This window comes from Poritiphilus flavus (assembly GCF_009901585.1).
Taxonomy (GTDB): Bacteria; Bacteroidota; Bacteroidia; order Flavobacteriales; family Flavobacteriaceae; genus Poritiphilus; species Poritiphilus flavus.
In genome coordinates this window covers 1-19,427 of the sequence record NZ_WXYO01000009.1, presented here as the reverse complement: position 1 = coordinate 19,427, position 19,427 = coordinate 1, and the positions used below count along the sequence as shown (strand labels likewise).

Here is a 19,427-nt window from a genome sequence, read left to right as displayed (position 1 = left end):
TTAAGCGTAATGATCTCCAAACTTATCTTTTACTTCGGCCAGGATCTGCTTGATGTCCTGTTCCTTGGATTTGGGAAATATCAATAGAACTTTTTCATTGTCTACCACAATATAATCATCCAGGCTGTCTAATACCACTATTTTCTCCTTGGTTGTCCGTACCATATTGCCATGGCTTTCTTTGGCCAGCATCTTTCCGTTAACCAAAGCGTTGTTATCTTCGGTCTTGTCCAGTTTCTCATAAAGCGCTCCCCAGGTGCCCAGGTCGTTCCAGTCAAAACTGGCGGGTAGTACATAGATGTGTTTTGAGGGTTCCAATATGGCGTAGTCAATGGAAATATTCTCCGCCTTGGGGTAGTTCTCAACGATAAAGTCCCATTCTTTTTCAGTATTGCATACCGGAATACCTGCTTCGAACAAGGCGTACTGATCTGGTTGATGTGTTTTGAATGCATCGACGATAGTCTCTACGCTCCACATAAAGATGCCGGCGTTCCAAAGAAAATTACCCTGTTCAATAAAGTGTTTCGCCGTCTCATAATTGGGCTTTTCCCTGAATTTCTCCACCTTGAAGAGTTCGTCCGACTTTTGCTGGGTAAACTCAATATATCCAAAGCCGGTATTCGGAAAGGTAGGCTGTATCCCAAGGGTGCACAGCACACTTTCTTTTTCACAAAGTGCGAAACAGGTCTGTACATCTTTGGCAAAGGCCTCTTCATCTTCTATCCAATGGTCGCTGGGAGCCACGATCATCTGGGCATCAGGGTTTAGTTTTTGGATCTTTATAGCCGCGTAGAGGATACAGGGAGAAGTATTTCTCATAGCTGGTTCCAGGACAACCTGCTCCTGGCCGATCAGTGGAAGCTGTTCCAACACCAGGTCATTATACCTTTCATTGGTGAGTATCAGGATATTTTCCGTCGGAATGAATTTGTTCAGCCTTTTAAAAGTCCGCTGAATAAGGGTATCTCCGGTTCCCAGCATGTCGTGAAACTGCTTGGGATTTTTAGTTGTGCTTGTTGGCCAGAAGCGTGATCCCACCCCTCCGGCCATGATCACTGCATAATAATTTTGATTCACCTTTTAACTGTGGTTTAATGGTTAGATTTCGAATTAATCGCTTATAACTTCAACTTCCGCATTGGGTTGAAAAAGATATAGCTTTCCACTCTTTACTTCCAAACATTCATATCTTTTTACCCTTTTGTTCCCTTTTCTGAAGAGTTTGCCATTGTACAATCTGAACAGAGACCCGTGGGGTACCTCAAAGACATAGGTCTTGTTGGAATCCGAATCGTATTCCTTTAATGCAATGGATAAATTAGCGTCGGTGCTGCTACTCGCTTTGGGATTCTTAAAATGCCTGGCCAGTAAGGGCAAGAGTTTAGCTGGAAAAATTTCAGGTCTTATATAAGGCAGCATGAGCGACTGAAAGGTATGCTTCCATTCCCTGCCATGCGGCTTAATATGACGCCCGTATTTCTGAAAAGCCACAAGATGGGCGATCTCATGGATCAGGGTAATCAGGAATCTGTATTTGTTCGATGTGGCATTTACGGTGATCTGATGCGAACCGTCCGGCAATCTGCGGTAGTCTCCGTGTCGGGTAACCCGCTGGTTTACGATCTTCAGGTTGACCCCGTAAGCCTTAATCAGATCAAAACATGGCGAGGCCGCTCGCTCAGGCAGGTATTTTAGGAGCACCGTATCCATCCAAAACAAAAATACACGATACGACTTTGGTTTGAACAATATTAAGTTGATTTTATTTGAAATATGGCTTAACTTAATTCCCGTCCGGGAAAGGACAGATCATTTGGCTGAGCCTATGCAGGTAGCACTAGAAAAGTACCATCCCTATATCAGGAAGATCTGGGTTTTGGAAAACAAGACCCAAAAGCTTAAGAAGAACACCGGTATTATGATAGGTGATGGTCGTTTTGAAATGGTGTTCGTTACCGGAAAGGGATACCGTACCATCCGGCCTACGGGAAGTGATTTTTTCTCAGAAGGCATATACCTTGGCGGGCAAATGGATAGGCCCCTGGAATTGGAAATAGAACAAGACACCAGCCTGCTTTCCATTAAGCTGGAACCCTGGGCGGCCGCGTCGCTTAGCGGATTTGATTTCAAACAAGCACTGAATAGAACTGTTCCTCTCGGGGAGATCAACCCGGAGCTAAACCGCCAACTGCAATACCTCTTACCCTCGAGTCAATTGGACAAGATCCTTGAACGGCTCAGTATTGCCCTGGCGGATCCCATATCATCACCCAAAGACATCCAACTGGTAAAAAGCTGTTGCCAGATTTTGGATTCCGGCTATGCCGACTTCAAAACAGCAAGGGATCTCTACTTAAAGAACAACAAACTGTCTACGCGTTCCATAGAGCAGAAATTCTCCCGGACTATCGGTTTAAGCCCCCAAAAGTACTCCAACGGGATTCGCTTGCGGAAGGTTTCGGAAGAACTCAAATTTGGAGATCCTTCAACTTCCTACATATCCCTGGCTTATAAATACGGGTTCTTTGACCAACCACATTTTGTGAACCTGTTCAAGGCATACTGGGGTTTCTCTCCTAAGAAGATCATCAATAGCGACACCTTTATTACCAACCCGGAAGAATCTTTGCGCTATTATACAATGTAATTTCTTCCGGCCCCGCTATTTTTGACAAAAACGGTTATGCGCTTAATATACCTGTCACTTGTTTTTTTGACCTTGATAGCCTGTAAGCAAAAGCAGCAGGAACAAGAAGCAGTTGAGGCTAAACAACCGGCCTCTATCCACTATATCACACAGCAGGGCTCAGCCTACGAAAGGGGTTATGAGCACGGAAGAATCCTCAAAGACGAAATAGGGTCCCAAGTGGCCAAATGGGAAAGTGCCATGGGTGCTGAACTGGGTATTCAGAGAGACAGTATGTTGCTTATCGTCTCTAAACACAGCCAATTCCTGGATGCCGTTCAACGAGAAGCTCCGGAACTGTTAGAAGAGATAAATGGCATTGCAGACGGGGCTCAATTAGATCGAGATCTTATACTGTGCTACAATTTGGGGGAAGAGATATACAATTTCATTACAGCTGGTTTCGAAAGCTGTTCCACCATCGCTTACCAGGGAAATTCCGAAAACTTTGTAGCCTATAACCAGGACCTCCCGGATTTTCTTCACGGTCAAAACAGGCCAATTATACTGGCGCATAAAGATCATTATGTCTTTACGATGCCAGGCAGTATAGGGTTAAGCGGGGCTTCTAAAGCCATTGCCCTGAGCTGCAATTCCCTGCCCATGCTTAGGATGGATAAGTCCGGGCTACCACTTTCTTTTGCGATAAGGAAACTGCTTGAGGCTCCCACAATGTCAGAAGCCGTTAATTTTATTGAAACAAAACCCCTGGCCATTCCCCAAAACCTGTTACTTCTTTCACGGGATGGAGTAGTAAATTTTGAGATCTCAAAAGACACCATCGTAAAGAAAACCCCTGCGGCATCCGGCTTTTTTAGTCATACGAATTTCCCTATAGGGAATCGCGATTACAAAATAAAGGGCTACCAAAACCGATTCTGTCTGCGCTTCCAATATCTCGATTCCCTGGTGACCCGGTTTGAGGATGGCATGGAGCCCAAGTTGAATAGTTTCTCCAGGCTGGAAGAGGTCTGTTCTATCTTGCCTATCCATAACCAGGAAACTTATCTCAGGTATGTTGCCAGTTATCCGAAACAAACTCAGGAGGCCGCTCAGATCACTTTTATTAACCCGGAGAGCCGGGAACAGTTAATACTATCTTTTAAATAATCATAAATGCATACATCACATCTCAAAACCATACTCCAGACACTGCTGGCTGCATTATTTCTCAGTACAACATTTGCCCAGGTATCTGCGATCGCCTATCCCGTGGAAGACATCAGCATTGACGGTTCACTCAAAGAATGGCCCGATGAGCTACCCTGGTATATTGTGGACAACAAATACGGCCCGGACAATGAAACCAGGGAGGATTTTGCCGCCCGTTTTTGCGTGGGATACAACGAAGTAGAGAAAGCGCTTTACCTAGGGGTCGTGGTCATAGACGATGAGCATATAGGAGCAAACGGAGAAAGCCATATGACCCAGGACCACGCCCTGGTCTATTTAGACCGTTACCACCAAAACAAAGGCGGTGCCCCTTTTTTCTACGTTGGGGCCGAAAAGCACCTGGAACTGGTTAAAAAACATCCTTTTTGGGACCCACATCATGCTGATGTATCCCTGGATAATGCCAAAGTCGCGGTTAAGCATCAGGGGAATCAGACCTTTTACGAATGGAAGATCAGATTAGGAGATAAAATAAAAGCAAATACCGTTTTGGGCCTGGATCATTTTATCATTGACCAGGATCCAAACCAGCCAAATCAGCTCAATGTGTTATGGAAAGACGGCTTCCAAAAAAGTAGCGGGAGCCAACGATTAGGAGACGTCATGCTATTGCAAAGCAATGCTTCTGTGGGAAGTATTGAAGGTAATTTGAAGCTGCCTGAGGAGGTCCGGATAGACGAATTCAGCCTGCGGGGTGTTGAAAACCCTGATTTTTGGATAAAAGTAAGGGTAGATTCCACGGGATACTTCAAGGCGGTACTGCCGCAGGGTCCTTACCTTATAGAACCCAACAGATGGTACAGCTCACCCATATATTCGGTGGGATTTAAACAGAATACGAGAAAATTGCAATATGAACTACCCCAGTCCATCTCGGTTGTCGCAAACCAGAATACTACGCTGGATACTATAAACGTAGAGGTAAAACCTCATCCAAAGACACAAGGCTCTGAAATGCTTTTTGGAGATGGCAAGGACCTGGCCCGGAGTACTGACGAATTCATAAAGACCTGGATGGATTACCTGAATATACCTGCGGTATCCGTAGCGTTAATTCAAAACAACAAGCTGGTCTACGACAAGAATTTTGGATATAAAAATCTGGCTACCGCTGAACTGACGGATCAGAATACGCTTTTTGAGGCGGCATCTATCTCTAAATCGGTTTTCGCGGTGATGGTTTTGAGGCTTGCCGAGCGCGGTATAATTGATCTGAACAAACCCCTGTACGAATACCTGCCCTTCCCAAATCTGGAAGGAGACGAGCGTTATAAACTGCTGACGGCAAGGATCGTCCTTAATCATCAGAGCGGCTTGCCGAATTGGGCCTGGGGCGGACCAGGGACCTGGGAATCCGGTGGCCCGATCTCCCTGAACTTTAAACCGGGAACCGCCTTTGGATATTCTGGCGAAGCCTTTAACTACCTGGGGAGGGTATTGGAGCAAATCACCCAAAAGAAATTGCCACAGATCTTTAAAGAAGAGGTAGCAGGACCTTTTAAGCTTAAGAACACTTTCTACAACTACGCGGACAGCCAGGAAAAAAACACGGCCATGGGGCATTATCAGCAGTATCCCAGCTATAAGGGAAAAGAGTATATGCCAAGCCCGGCATCCAGTGTAGTGACTAACGCCCACGACTTTCAACGATTCGTAATTGGCTTATTGAAAGAGAAACATCTCAGTAAAAGGTCTTATGAATTGCTCTATACCCCTCAAACCGTATTGGAAGCAGATCAGAAGATCTACGACCCGGACACCCCACAATACATCTCGCACGGTTTTTTTGTGCAGGAGACTGCCAAGGGAAAACTACTTGCTCATGGCGGCAATAACGGGGATTACGATTGTAAATTTGCCTACAATCCTCAGCAAAAAGTTGGCTACATTGTGCTCACCAATAGTAACCTTGGAGACGAGTTCTCACGAATGCTGGAGGAATTCCTGTTTCATTGACCGGCTCCCACTGGCATTATTACCCGTAATTCAATACCTTTAGGAGTACACCGAACTTTGATGATTTCCATGGGGCACGAATACGTGCCATCCTTACCCGCAAAATAACTACTATCATGACCACACTTTTACCTTATATCGCTTTTCCCGGAACCTGTAAAGAAGCCATGGAATTTTATTCGAAAACCTTTGGCGGTAAATTAGTTAAGCTACAGACTTTTGCAGAGGCCCCAATGGAAGTCCCGGAGGAAGTTGGGCATAGGATATTTGACAGCGAAATGATAGCCGGAAAATTGCGTATTAAGGCCTCAGATGATCTTCCGGGCCATGAAGTACAGGCAGGAACGAATATATCCCTATTTGTAAGCTTTGCCGATAAGGCTAAAAAGGAGGAAATATTTGCGGCGCTTTCGGAAAACGGAAAGGTTCTTTTCCCACTTACAGAAGACTTTGGCATGCTGAAAGACCCTTACGGCATTCAGTGGATGTTTGTAAGCGATAAAGCGCAATAGTTCGGGATCAGGGCGTACTACTGCTCACCTGCAGCAATTTGCCATTGTAATGCTTATGTCCCTTAAGTGCAAAATCCTTTATATAAGTGGCCATTTCCAAAGCGGTAGTCGGCGCCTGGTAACCGGGAAAGGCTTCGGCCAGCATCTCTGTCTGCACGGCACCCAGAGCCAGCGCATTAAAGGAAGGGCCGGTTTCTTTAAATTCCTCAGCAAGCAATTCTGTCAGAGTAATCACGGCACCTTTGCTGGAACTGTAGGCGGCAAGACCCGGAAACTTCATACTTCCCTGTACCCCGCCCATGGAACTGATAACCACTACATGAGCGGTTTTGGGCATGTACGGGATTACGATCCTGGTTAGCTCTGCCAGTCCAAAAACGTTCACGCTGTAGACCGACTCAAAATCTTCACGGCTCGTCTCCAGGAAAGGCTTATTTTCCAGTTTTCCGGCATTGTTGATCAGTATGTCCACGGCCTCCCAATTCTTATTTAAAAAGCTTTGCAGCTTTTCCAGATCAGCGGAGTTACAAATATCAAAAGGGAAGCTGGAGATGTTTGGATGTCCCAAATCTGCAATAGGTCCATCATTCCTGGATAAAGCCAGTACCTGATGTCCTTCTTCAGCGAAAAGGCGCGCAAGTTCGTATCCTATACCACGGCTACAGCCGGTAATTATGACATTGGCCATAGGTCTATTTTATTTCCTGAGTTGCAGCATTAGTGATGCCTTCCACTACCGGGATCATTTTATTGACTACTTTGGCCATATGATCCAAATCCATTTCTGAAACCTCATCTCCAACCCCGTGATAATGGATAAAGTTGCTAAAATCGAAGGTGCAGAAGGTATGCGAGGGAACCTGAAAAACTTCGTAAAACGGATAGTTGTCCGATCTTTTGAATAACCCTACTTCTTTAGATTTTGGAAGGAAGCCAATCAACTTTTCCCCAGCATAGTTATTACTCACTTCGGCCAGGTTAGATCTATCGTAGCCGGTGATATAAATAAAATAACTCTTACCTCTCATAGGAACTCCTGTCATTTCAAAGTTGAGCATGGTATAGAGGTTCAACTCCTGTTCTTTGAGCTTTTCCGCAAGGTGTCTGGAACCTAACAGTCCCTTTTCTTCGGCGCTGAAAAAGGCAAAGATCAGGCTGCGCTTATTGGACTTTCTGTTCCCAAAATATCGGGCGAGTTCCAGTACGGTGGTAGTACCGGAGGCATTGTCATTCGCCCCGTTCGCGATTGCGTCTCCGTTTACGGGTTTTATGATGCCGATATGATCGTAATGCGCCCCGATAAGGATAAACTCTTTTTTCAATTCGGGATCGTTTCCTTCCAGAACCCCAACTACATTGTAGGCCGTCTTTTTAAAATTGGAAAGCGTGTCTCTGTAGCTCTCAAAATACGGGCTTATGTTGTTTTGTTCGAAGATCCCTTCGATGAATTCGGCTGCTTTTGCTATTCCTTCAGACCCGGAATCCCTTCCTTTCAGATCATCCGAAGCCAGGAAATTCATGATCCCTCCTATTCTGGTGGTATCCGTAAATGGCTTTGGACCCGCTTCAGGTTTTACTTCAGGCTCTGCCGGCATTGAACTTGCCGGACCCTTAGGTGTATTATCCGCTAAGGTTACGGAGGAGCCGTTTACGGTGGCCGGGTCTGTAGTTTTAATGGCGCCGGAACCGCAGCTGATCAGCAGGAGGAGAACGAAACCAAGAATACTGTTTTTCATTGAATTGGATTTTATGGAAAAAACAAAGCACCCTTTATAATACAGGATGCTTTTTATTTATTCATATGATTTATAGTTCGATTATGCCAACATAGTAACCGGATTCTCCAGGTACGCCCTTAAGGTCTGTAAGAATTGAGCTCCTGTCGCGCCATCGACTGTCCTGTGATCGCAGGCCAGGGTAACTTTCATAGTGCTACCAACCACAATTTCACCGTTTCGTACCACAGGTTTTTCTACAATCGCTCCTACTGACAGAATAGAGGAATTCGGTTGATTGATTATGGAGGTGAATTCCAAAATTCCGAACATTCCCAAATTGGAAACGGTAAAAGTACTTCCTTCCATTTCGGCAGGGGTCAATTTTTTGATCCTCGCTCTTCCGGCCAGATCTTTTACGGCACCACCTATTTGGGTAAGGGTCATCTGATCCGCGAATTTCAACACAGGAACAACCAGTCCGTCTTCAACCGCTACGGCCACGCCCACGTGTATGTGATGATTGTACCTGGTGGTATCTCCGTTCCAGGTAGTGTTCACCTGCGGGTGTTTCTTCAAGGCCATGGCACAGGCCTTAACCACCATATCATTAAAGGATACTTTGGTATCCGGTAATGCATTGATCTGTGACCTGGAAGCCTTGGCGTTAGCCATATCCACCTCTATGGTGAGGTAGTAATGGGGCGCAGTAAATTTAGATTCACTGAGACGTTTGGCAATTACCTTCCGCATCTGAGAGTTTTTAACCTCTTCAGAACCTTCTTCTCCTACCGGAAGCTGTACAGGGGCCACAGCAGCCGCGGGCGCCGGAGTTGCAGATGCTGCCTGTTCCACTGCCGGTGCAGGAGCCACTTCTTTTTGTGCAGGCTGATAATTCTCAATATCGCGTTTTATGATACGTCCGCTGTCTCCAGTGCCTTTGACATCATTTAGGGATATGCCTTTTTCCTCGGCCATTTTTCTGGCCAGTGGGGATACGTATATTCTTTGTCCGTTGCTGGAACTGGGAGCCGCCGCGGTTTCCGCAGGGACCGCCGCTGCAACTGCTGCTTCAGCCACCGGTTTTTCTGCTGCTGCTTCGGCAGCCGGTTTTGCATTCAGGACAGCGTCTACATCGGTACCTTCCGGGCCTATCACGGCCAAAACTTCATCCACCGGGGCTGATTCCCCTTCTTTTATTCCAATATACAGAAGGGTGCCTGAGTAAAAGGACTCAAACTCCATAGTAGCCTTGTCCGTTTCTATCTCTGCAAGGATATCCCCTTCTTCAACACTGTCTCCAACTTTTTTCAGCCAGGTAGCGACGGTACCTTCTTCCATAGTATCGCTAAGCCTTGGCATTTTGACTACTTCCACACCTTCGGGAATCGGGGCGGATGCGGCCTCTGCCGCGGCTGGTGCAGGCTGTTCCGCCGGCTTGGCTTCCTCTACAGGAGCGGCTTCGGCCGCAGCAGGCTCACCAGAACCGTTAAGCAGTCCGGAAATATCCTCACCTTCATCACCAATAATAGCCAAAAGAGAATCAACCGGAGCCCCATCTCCTTCCTGAATACCTATATGTAACAGGGTACCCTCGTGAAAGGACTCAAACTCCATCGTAGCCTTGTCCGTTTCTATCTCGGCCAAGATATCGCCCTCTTCGACTTTATCCCCAACTTTCTTAAGCCATTTTGCAACGGTACCTTCTTCCATGGTATCGCTCAATCGCGGCATATTGATTACTTCAGCCATTTCCTATAATTTGTGTTGTAAAAATGGATAGTCTTCCTGCTCGTAAACCATATCGTAGAGTTGTTGAACTGGTGGGAATTCAGATTCCTCCGCAAACTTCTCACACTCTTTAACCCTTTCCTTTACCCGGTCGTCTATCTCTTTGATCTCTTCATCAGAAGCATATCCTTTTTCTTTGATTACTTCCAATACCTGAGTGATCGGGTCTATCTTTTTGTATTCTTCTACTTCTTCTTTAGTACGGTAGTGCTGGGCGTCAGACATGGAGTGCCCTCTGTACCGGTAGGTCTTCATCTCCAGGAAGGTTGGTCCTCCTCCGCTACGAGCCCGCTCTATGGCTTTGCTCATCTCTTCGGCAACGGTCACAGGATCCATACCATCTACAGGGCCACAGGGCATTTCGTATCCCAGACCCAATTTCCAGATCTCCGTGGAATGCGAGGTTCTCGCCACTGAAGTCCCCATGGCATATCCGTTATTCTCACAGATAAATACCACTGGCAACTGCCAAAGCATGGCCAGGTTAAAGGTCTCGTGGAACGAGCCTTGTCTTACGGCCCCGTCTCCCATATAACAAAGGGTAACAGAATCTCTCTTGAAATACCTGTCCGCAAATGCCAGGCCTGCTCCGAGTGGAATTTGCCCTCCAACGATACCATGCCCGCCATAAAAGCGATGTTCTTTATTAAAAATATGCATAGAACCGCCCATTCCCTTGGAAGTACCGGTTACTTTTCCAAACAGTTCTGCCATTACTCTCTTTGGGTCTACTCCCATGCCAATAGGCTGTACGTGGTTCCTATAAGCCGTGATCATCCTGTCCTTAGTAAGATCCATGGCGTGTAAAGCCCCGGCCAATACTGCTTCCTGGCCGTTATAGAGATGTAGAAAGCCCCTGACTTTTTGTTGGATATACACAGCTGCCAGCTTATCTTCAAATTTGCGCCAGAACAGCATATCTTCATACCATTTCAGGTAAACTTTCTTGGTTATTTTTTCCATTAAATCCTAATGTTATTAGTATTCTACAAATCCCACTACCAGCCCTTTTCAGCTAAGCTATCCGTAATGAGGAAAAACAAAAATACACATTATATCAATAGTGAAAAAGATTTGTCAAAAAAGCTTAAAGCCTATAACAAAACAGGCATTTTCTGGTAGGAAAATAAGTTGTTCAAATCTTACTCAAGGTAGGAACCGTCAAAGCTCAGAGGAAGAATGTCGGCTATGGAATTACACTTGTATACCACCCCGGAGGCTCCCATCAGAAGAAGTGCGATCGGGCTCTTATGGCGTTGTTCGTACTCGGCTATGGACTGCCTGCAATTACCACATGGCGCCGCAGGATCTTGAGAACCAACATTTATGGCCACTGTCTTTATCGCGGAATTAGGATAAACAGCACCTGCCTGAAAAACAGCTACTCTTTCAGCACAGAGGCCTGAGGGGTATGAAGCGTTTTCCTGGTTGTTGCCCAGAACAATCTCCCCATTGTCCAGAAGTACTGCCGCACCTACCTTAAACCTGGAATAGGGTGCATAGGCATCCTCCCTCGCTTGCACCGCGGCCTGCATTAAGGATCGGTCTTCGGCCGAAAGTTCGTCCATATTGTCGTAAACTGTCAATTCAAAACCGAGCTGGCGTTTCTCCATAAGTAAATATAAAATTCCTGGGCCGTAAAAAAAACAAAACCCGCCATGAGGCAGGTTTTGATGTTATTGTGATGGGAATCCCAATTAGTCGTTTATAAATTCTTCACCCAGCAGGAAGGTAAGAGAAAAACGCAGGGTATTTTCCAGCGGGTTTCTCACCTGAGAACTTGAGAACAGGTAAGAAAGATCTATTTGGGCTGCACGGAATTTGAATCCTGCACCCAGCGAGAAGAACCTTCTGGAACCTTTATCTTCACTCTCATTGAAATATCCTGCACGTACCATAAAGGCATCCTGGTATACGTATTCAGCACCCAAAGCCCAGGTGATCTCTTTGAGCTCTTCGCTAAAGCCGTCGGGGGCATCGCCGAAGGACTCAAAAACTCCATTTAAGAAGGTGATATTCTGATATTCTACGTTATCATCCGCGTCTACATCGCCATCACCGTCAAAATCCCTTGGTGTTGGCACCAATAGTTTGTTAAACTCTAAGGTAAGGCCAAGGACATTATCCTGATCAAAAATGAAGTCGAAACCTCCACCGAATTTCAGGTTAGTGGGGAGGAAGTTTTCCTGTCCTCCTTCATCGTAAGAGATCTTTCCTCCAAGATTAGAGATATTGAATCCGGCTCTCCAACGCCCGTCAAAGCTGTTATATGCGATCTCCCTGGAACGGTAGTATCCGGCAACATCCACGGCAAAGGCGCTGGCTGCCTGAGAATCAACATCACCAGTTTCTGGCAGTCTCAGGTTGGATCTTATAAAACGTCCGGCCACAGCCATAGAGAACTGATCACTGAGTTTCAGGGAATAAGACCCGTCTATCGCAATTTCATTGGGCTTAGCCACGGTTCCGATATCGTTCGCGAACTGTCGCAATTCAATCTCACCCAAGGTAAAATAACGAAGGCTAAAAGCAAAGGCGCTTCGATCGTTGATCTTGTTGTAATAGTTACCACTGAGCAGGGCAATATCCGTGATAATACTCTCTAAATAAGGGGTGTAGCTAACGCCAATACCCATTTTCCGTTCGGCAAAAGCGAACTTGGCCGGATTCCACTGCTGCGAAAAGGCATCAACAGAGGTGGCGACTCCCATATCGCCCATACCAGCCGCTCTCGCATCTGCAGCAATAGTAAGGAAAGGGACCGCTGTAGTTATCACCCTGTCTTCTTGTGCACTCACTTTAAACAGTGAAACCAGGAAAGCAAATAGCAATAATTTTTTCATTTTTTTCCGTAGGATTAATTGGCTCAAAAGTCTCAAATAAATATCGAATACTCAAAAATATTTAGCTGTAATACTTTAAATACCGTATTAGATGTATGACATGTAAACGGCCTTTTTGGGAATATCTTATACAAGCTTCCTTAATTATTTTTTCAATAATTATATAAAAAGGTGGAAAGTACTCCATAATCTGGGCTGATCAGGGCTATTTAAGGGTGATTTTCAGGCCGTCGCCCGGGCTTCACCTATACCCGTTGAAAAATGTGCCGTGGCGGTAATACTAGAATAGGTTTTGAGTCGTTATGAATTTAGAATGCGATCTTTAGGTGCCTCCCTTGAATTTTGGGGCACAAATATTTTTTAGGTAATAAAATATTATGGGCAAAAGCTCGTTTTATAAGCCGAAAGACACAAAAACAATTTAATAAATGAGGACAGGCGTTGATTAAAAATTTTTAGCTTGTCTTTGAATTTAAGTCCTAAATACAAATGAAAAAACAATTTATTAAAGTTGTACTCTCTTGTGCAGTGATTGCGGGAGGCCTCAGCGTTTCAAGCTGTAAAAAGTCCGCTTCGTCATCCTCCAAGAACACCTCAAGAGCCACAGGTTGGAAGATCAATGCCAAGGAAGGCGGCTTTCAGTATAATTCTGACTTTAAGGAACAGGAGACTGCTCCCGGACTTGTTTTTGTTGAGGGTGGTACATTCACCAAAGGAAAAGTTCAGGACGATGTGATGCACGATTGGAATAACACCCCAACTCAGCAGCACGTACAGTCTTTTTATATGGACGAAACCGAGGTCACTAATGTAATGTATCTGGAATACCTGGATTACCTTAAGAGTGTTTACCCTCCGGAGAATCCAAAATACACGAATATTTACACCGGTGCTTTGCCTGATACCCTGGTATGGAGGAACAGGCTTGGTTTCAATGAGACCATGACCAACAACTACCTGAGACACCCTGCTTATGCAGAATATCCTGTAGTTGGTGTGAATTGGGTTCAGGCCGTTCAGTTTGCCGAATGGAGAACGGACCGGGTTAATGAGCATATGCTGGAAAGAGAAGGTTACCTGGCCAAGGACGCCAAATACAAGGCAGTAACCGGAGAAGTAGAAGGTACTTTCAGTACTGAAGCTTACCTTAACCGCCCGGAGTCTGTATACAACGGACAAATAGATTCGTTACAAGGAAATAAGAAAAGAGATTCCATTTCTGTATTCGCTAAAAGAAGTAGTGGTATCATTATGCCTGAATACCGACTGCCTACTGAAACAGAATGGGAATACGCGGCAGCCGCGCTTCAAGGATCCAGAGAGTACAACAACTACAGAGGTAGAAAGAAGTACCCATGGGAAGGAGACTACACCAGAAACGGACAACGTGTAGGTAGAGGAGACCAGTTGGCTAACTTTAAGCAAGGAAAAGGAGATTACGGCGGGATTGCCGGATGGTCTGACGATGGTGCCGATATCACTGCTGAAGTGAAGTCTTACAAGCCTAATGACCTTGGTCTCTACGATATGGCAGGTAATGTTGCCGAATGGGTGGCTGATGTATACAGACCAATAGTTGACGACGAAATCAGTGATTTCAACTACTACAGAGGTAATATCTACATGAAAACCGCCATAGGTGAAGACGGTAAGGTAAATATCCTTAGAGATAGCATCGTTTACGACACCCTTCCGAACGGTAAGGTGGTTGCTGTGAACTTACCAGGTGAGATCAAAATGGTTCCGGTTGACGAGCAGGAGACCTACCTGAGAACTAATTTCAGCTCCAGTGACAACAGAGGTTACAGGGATGGAGATCCAGGTTCTTCAAGGTTCTTTGACCGCTTTAGCGATGAAGAAGAAGAGGATCCCCGGAAAATGTACAACTCGCCAAAACACAAAGTAGAGCGGGATTCTACCGGAAAACTGCTTCGCCAGTATGATACCAGCAATAGCAGGACAACCCTGATCAACGACGAGGTTAGGATCTATAAAGGTGGTTCCTGGAGAGATCGCGCTTACTGGTTAGACCCGGCTCAAAGAAGATACCTGCCACAATACATGGCGACAGATTACATAGGTTTCCGATGTGCGATGTCCAGAGTAGGATCTAAGTCGAAAACAAAGAACAAGACCATTAGAGGCAAAAAAGCCCGAAGAAAATAAGACTGTTTATAAAAGCAGAACAAAAGCCCTGTCGGATTCGTCAGGGCTTTTTATATTTACGGCCATGACCACCGTTGAAGAATTACACAAACGCTTTCTGGAATACCCTCTGGTGTCTACAGACAGCCGTAAAATTGAAGCTGATTGCATTTTCTTTGCCTTAAAAGGGCCCAATTTTGATGGCAATACTTTTGCCCGGGAGGCCCTAGAGAAAGGAGCCGCCTTTGTGGTTATCGATAACCCGGACTACCATTGGGAAGGCAAAACCCTGCTGGTAAAAGACGTATTGACCGCCTTGCAGGAATTGGCGAGGTATCACAGGCACTACTGCAATGCCAGGGTAATCGCCCTTACCGGAAGCAACGGGAAAACCACCACAAAAGAACTTATATATTCGGTACTCTCCGGAAAATATCGAACCATTGCCACTAAGGGCAACTTAAACAACCATATTGGGGTTCCGCTAACCTTGCTTTCCATACAGGCCGATACGGAGTTTGCAATTATCGAGATGGGTGCCAACCACCAGAAAGAGATTGCCTTTCTCAGCAATATTGCCGAGCCGGATTTCGGATATATCACCAATTTTGGAAAAGCGCATCTGGAGGGCTTTGGAGGTGTAGAAGGTGTGATAAAGGGAAAAAGCGAGCTCTATGATTTTCTGACCGCCAACAACAAGCACGCTTTTTTGAATGCGGACGATCCTATTCAGGTAGAGAAACTGTCGGGATACGTTCGAAAAATTGGCTTTAGTCAGACTGACCCACAATACTTCAATATCCGCTTTTTGCGGGCAGACCCTTTTGTCTGGCTGGAGATTGAGGATACGGTGATCAAAACACAGTTAATCGGGGAGTATAACTTTTCCAACTGCTGTGTGGCGCTGCTCATCGGAAAATATTTTAATGTCCCTCTGGAGAGCATGAAAGAGGGTATTGAGAACTACGTTCCGGAGAACAACCGGTCTCAGGTGCTGCATCACAAGCATTTCAAGATCATCATGGACGCTTACAATGCCAATCCCAGCAGCATGAAAGTTGCCCTGGAGCAATTCGGAAAGATGAAAGAAGATCCCAAAATCGCATTTCTGGGAGATATGTTTGAACTGGGTGAGGACGCGGAAAGGGAACACCAGCAAATTGCCGAGCTGGCAGCTTCTCTGAATTTGGAAGAGGTATTCCTGGTAGGTGAAAATTTCTATAGGACCCAAACGGAACTTCAAAAGTTCCCGTCCTTCGACTCCCTGTCATCACATCTTAAAACTTCTCCCCTAAGCAGTGGCACTTTACTTATAAAGGGTTCCCGCGGGATGGCACTGGAAAGATTGCTGGAAGTACTTTAGTGGCTAACTCCAGGCGCAAAAAACGGACTGTTTCAACTGGAATCCTCCCCTTCTCAACCTATGGCACTAAAAAAATTTAAGGATTATTGAAATGATCTATGGCTTCTTACGACTATTGCTTCAAATTCAGTTAATAAGCAATGGAAACTGCAGTAAAAGAAAGCGTAATCATTTTTGACGGAGAGTGCAACCTCTGCAATGGCGTAGTTGGTTGGCTGCTGCGCTTTGCCCCTGCCGATGTGTTCCGTTTTGTGGCCTTCCAATCAGCAGAAGGAAATAGAATTCTAAAGGCGCATGGTTTTCCAACTGAAAGCCTGGAAACGGTGATCTTATTGGATGAGACCGGGGTGTATACCCATTCAGACGGCTTCTTGCGTATCGTTTCCAAAATCCCAAAGTGGAGATTGGTTGCGGCCTTATTGGCCTTTATACCCAGGATTATCAGGGACAGTATTTATCATATAGCATCCAGAAACCGTGTAAAGTGGTTTGGTAAATCCAAAAGCTGTACGGTTAGTTTTAGATAAAATATCCTCCTAAGATTAAGTTGCTATGAAAAAGAGGATTAGTGAGGCCTCCCGGGAACGGGAGGTTTTTTTATTACTATGCGCTATAGCAGGGAGAACGCACGGATTATAAATCCGCGCGGTCATTTCTTGGAAAGTTTAAGTTCAAGTTTAAGATTAAATCTAATTGTTCGGGGATTTTGCTTTGCGCTGTACGCTATACGCTCTCATCCTCCGAAGCTTTAGCGAAGGAGGACTGTTTACTGTTTACTTCCTTGATTCGTTCTCGACTCCATCTTCACCAAAGTTTCGATGGGCACGTGCGCTCGAACTGACAAGACTTACAACCGCAAACTGCGTGCTGCCAACTGATATCATCCTCTACAACTTTAGCGAATGAGAACTGTTCACTGTTCACTGATTACTGATTACTGTTTACTGTTTATTACACAAAGACCAGCGGTACCGCGGTTGTAGATTTTAAGTGCTAAGTGTTAGGTTAACTTTTACCGAAAAACTTGGCATTTAAAACTTAACATTTGCCACAGGATAAAAAGGATATTGTAAAAGAGCTGTTAGAGTCTTTTCTGCTCAAATGTGATTTACAAAAACGTATGGCATAAAAAAACCACTCCGAGAGTGGTTTCAATCTTTTAATATTTATTTCATCATAGCTTTAAATACACAAAGCCTACTACTAATGGCAATAAAGCCCAAAGTATCTGCCAACTGACTTTCATTTGTTTAGATACAAACGATGCTATGATTTGAATAATTCCTATACCACTTATGATAAAAAATAAATAAGTTGGATAAGCTCTGTCAACGTACATTTTGATACTCAAAATAATTCCCATTACTAATAAGAGTAATCCAAAATATCGAAGAATTAAATTTTTGTTTTTCATAATAGTTTACTTCTTTTTATCGTCCTCTATAGGTGTTGTTGTCGTACTACTTCCACTCGTATTAACATCTTTCTCCATTGGTGGGAATAGTGAAAAAGGACCATCTCCTGTTTGATTAGGGTTACTTCCATAAATCAAATATGATTTTCCGTCTTTTTCATTTGTGATAAAGAACTCATACGCAGGAAAGCCATCAGTTTCCCCTTTAAGTTCAAAACTAAAAGAACCATCCTCATTCTGTGTTATTGTAACACCTACGTCATAATTAATAGCTGGTGCACCACTAACTAATTTATTTGATGCATCTACTTCCATATTAACAGTTGCAGTATTACCATCCATTGTATATGTTGGTGTTGGACCTGCTTTCCCTGGTTCAGAAGTTTCGGCTACATTTCCGTTTTTATCATAACCAGTAGTTGAATTAGCCCTATTACTTAAAGTTGTTGCATTACCATTGTCAATATCAACCCTTACTTTTTGTTCCGTTCTATATGCACTTGTATTGAGTTGGTAATCACTTCTATTATCTCCCGCAAAAGATTTGGTCTTTGAAAAAGGATTAGGATTTGCTAACTTCTCATCAGGTATAAACGCTCTACCTGTAACAACAAAAGGTTCCAAGCCTTCAAGTTCTCTTGCATCAATAACCCTATTACCACTAAAAACATAAGGCCCCCAATCCATATAATCTTCCGTAAGCGGGTCAACATTAAAGAATCGACCTATTGCAGGGTCGTAATTTCGATATTTAAAAGACAACCAGTTTAATCCAAGTTCTTCGTTTATCTCTTGACCTTGGAATGTCTTGTACTTGTATTCTGTACCATTTACAACATTATTATACCCTTTATGTTCAAGCCCAAAAGGATAATAGTTGTTCTCTTCGACTATTTCGTCAGTCACTTGCCGAATTCTTAGGTCATCGAACCAAACTGTGCCTCCGCCATTGTTATCAATCCTTAAGTTCAATTTGGCGATATTGGAGGGAACAGAAAAGGTTTTCTCGAGGTATACCCATTTATTCGTGGTGGTGCCCCTTACATTAGCTACTTGCGTATAATATCCTGTTTCGTTCTCAGTCTTCATAAAGAGAAAGATATCCGCGGATGGACCATTGCTATAATACCATCCGGAGAATGTATAATCCGTAGACACGTCATGGTCAATATAGGCCCAGGTATCATTCAAAGAGACCTTTTCGCCAGTTGATGTCTTCACGATCTTAGCAGAATAGTTACCTGTATGGGAGAAGGTATCATCATAGGCTGTGATGCCAGACCATCCGGTTGCAAGTTCGATACCATCCTCAAATATCACTCGATCTGAGACCATACCATCCTGGTTTATATCTGAATAAGACAGCCGCACGTTCCCTAAATGGTCTTTATACTGGTAGATGTAATCATAGCCCCCGCTACCATCGGGTTCTACATAGCCTTCCGGCTGATTAAAGAACTGCAAAGTACTGCTCTCATAGATGTAGTTACCCGCATAATCAGTTGTCACAGAACTTACCGAAGGTTGTTCCACTACCTTGCGTAGTTTTACCCCCGCAGCATCGTAAATATATGTAATCTTTTTCTGATCGCTGTTATCAAACTTTATTTGTATAGGTAGGTTTAGATGGTTGTAGCTGATCCCATCTGCACTACTGGTACCAATACCCTTGTTCAAATCGCGGACCATATTGCCATTGGCATCATACCAATAGTCCTGGCTGTCAGCTGTGCTGTCTTTGAAGCCATAACTGTCGTTCCCATCGTCCCGAACCTTGTAAAGCTTGTTACTTAGCTCGCTGTTGTGGTAATCATAGTCCAGCACAT

At 44.6% G+C, this 19,427-nt stretch carries 16 protein-coding genes; 7 read left to right on the top strand and 9 right to left on the bottom strand.

Translation table 11 applies throughout. The annotated features are described in order from the left end of the window. Nucleotides 1-1,080, bottom strand: coding sequence for a mannose-1-phosphate guanylyltransferase (locus tag GTQ38_RS19210; RefSeq protein ID WP_161437206.1), 1,080 nt, complete (start codon nucleotides 1,078-1,080; stop codon nucleotides 1-3). Nucleotides 1,081-1,113: 33 nt separating this feature from the next. Then, nucleotides 1,114-1,713, bottom strand: a complete 600-nt coding sequence (locus GTQ38_RS19205) for a SprT-like domain-containing protein (protein WP_161437205.1) — start codon at nucleotides 1,711-1,713, stop codon at nucleotides 1,114-1,116. A gap of 115 nt (nucleotides 1,714-1,828) precedes the next feature. On the opposite strand from GTQ38_RS19205, the gene GTQ38_RS19200 reads away from it, so the two are divergent. The 4 genes from GTQ38_RS19200 (at nucleotide 1,829) to GTQ38_RS19185 (ending at nucleotide 6,330) form a co-directional block, all read left to right on the top strand. After that, nucleotides 1,829-2,650, top strand: coding sequence for a helix-turn-helix domain-containing protein (locus GTQ38_RS19200; protein ID WP_161437204.1), 822 nt, complete (start codon nucleotides 1,829-1,831; stop codon nucleotides 2,648-2,650). Between the two features lie 36 nt (nucleotides 2,651-2,686). Further along, a complete protein-coding gene (locus tag GTQ38_RS19195) occupies nucleotides 2,687-3,799 on the top strand; it encodes a C45 family autoproteolytic acyltransferase/hydolase (RefSeq protein ID WP_161437203.1) in 1,113 nt (370 codons plus the stop codon). A gap of 6 nt (nucleotides 3,800-3,805) precedes the next feature. Beyond that, nucleotides 3,806-5,818 (top strand): serine hydrolase domain-containing protein, encoded by a 2,013-nt coding sequence (locus GTQ38_RS19190; protein ID WP_161437202.1) that lies wholly within the window; start codon nucleotides 3,806-3,808, stop codon nucleotides 5,816-5,818. A 116-nt stretch (nucleotides 5,819-5,934) separates the two neighbouring features. Beyond that, nucleotides 5,935-6,330: a VOC family protein gene (locus tag GTQ38_RS19185; RefSeq protein ID WP_161437201.1), complete on the top strand. Its 396-nt coding sequence runs from the start codon at nucleotides 5,935-5,937 to the stop codon at nucleotides 6,328-6,330. 7 nt (nucleotides 6,331-6,337) lie between these two features. Here the strand turns inward: GTQ38_RS19185 and GTQ38_RS19180 are convergent, their stop codons facing one another. The 6 genes from GTQ38_RS19180 to porV all read right to left on the bottom strand — a co-directional run bounded on the left by GTQ38_RS19180 (nucleotide 6,338) and on the right by porV (nucleotide 12,679). Further along, entirely contained in the window at nucleotides 6,338-7,018 is a 681-nt protein-coding gene (locus GTQ38_RS19180) for an SDR family NAD(P)-dependent oxidoreductase (protein WP_161437200.1), read from the bottom strand. 4 nt (nucleotides 7,019-7,022) lie between these two features. After that, a complete protein-coding gene (locus GTQ38_RS19175) occupies nucleotides 7,023-8,066 on the bottom strand; it encodes a M28 family metallopeptidase (protein ID WP_161437199.1) in 1,044 nt (347 codons plus the stop codon). An 81-nt stretch (nucleotides 8,067-8,147) separates the two neighbouring features. Then, a complete protein-coding gene (locus GTQ38_RS19170; protein ID WP_161437198.1) occupies nucleotides 8,148-9,797 on the bottom strand; it encodes a dihydrolipoamide acetyltransferase family protein in 1,650 nt (549 codons plus the stop codon). A 3-nt stretch (nucleotides 9,798-9,800) separates the two neighbouring features. After that, a complete protein-coding gene (pdhA, locus tag GTQ38_RS19165) occupies nucleotides 9,801-10,799 on the bottom strand; it encodes a pyruvate dehydrogenase (acetyl-transferring) E1 component subunit alpha (protein ID WP_161437197.1) in 999 nt (332 codons plus the stop codon). 179 nt (nucleotides 10,800-10,978) lie between these two features. Next, nucleotides 10,979-11,449, bottom strand: a complete 471-nt coding sequence (cdd, locus tag GTQ38_RS19160; RefSeq protein ID WP_161437196.1) for a cytidine deaminase — start codon at nucleotides 11,447-11,449, stop codon at nucleotides 10,979-10,981. Nucleotides 11,450-11,533: 84 nt separating this feature from the next. Beyond that, entirely contained in the window at nucleotides 11,534-12,679 is a 1,146-nt protein-coding gene (porV, locus tag GTQ38_RS19155) for a type IX secretion system outer membrane channel protein PorV (RefSeq protein WP_161437195.1), read from the bottom strand. Nucleotides 12,680-13,168: 489 nt separating this feature from the next. On the opposite strand from porV, the gene gldJ reads away from it, so the two are divergent. The 3 genes from gldJ to GTQ38_RS19140 all read left to right on the top strand — a co-directional run bounded on the left by gldJ (nucleotide 13,169) and on the right by GTQ38_RS19140 (nucleotide 16,714). Further along, a complete protein-coding gene (gene gldJ / locus GTQ38_RS19150; RefSeq protein WP_161437194.1) occupies nucleotides 13,169-14,845 on the top strand; it encodes a gliding motility lipoprotein GldJ in 1,677 nt (558 codons plus the stop codon). 64 nt (nucleotides 14,846-14,909) lie between these two features. Further along, complete coding sequence (locus GTQ38_RS19145; RefSeq protein ID WP_161437193.1) at nucleotides 14,910-16,187, top strand: UDP-N-acetylmuramoyl-tripeptide--D-alanyl-D-alanine ligase; 1,278 nt, start codon at nucleotides 14,910-14,912, stop codon at nucleotides 16,185-16,187. Nucleotides 16,188-16,327: 140 nt separating this feature from the next. Next, nucleotides 16,328-16,714 (top strand): thiol-disulfide oxidoreductase DCC family protein, encoded by a 387-nt coding sequence (locus tag GTQ38_RS19140; protein ID WP_161437192.1) that lies wholly within the window; start codon nucleotides 16,328-16,330, stop codon nucleotides 16,712-16,714. Nucleotides 16,715-17,607: 893 nt separating this feature from the next. Here the strand turns inward: GTQ38_RS19140 and GTQ38_RS19135 are convergent. After that, a partial coding sequence (locus GTQ38_RS19135; protein WP_161437191.1) for an RHS repeat-associated core domain-containing protein occupies nucleotides 17,608-19,427 on the bottom strand: 1,820 nt, incomplete at its 5' end.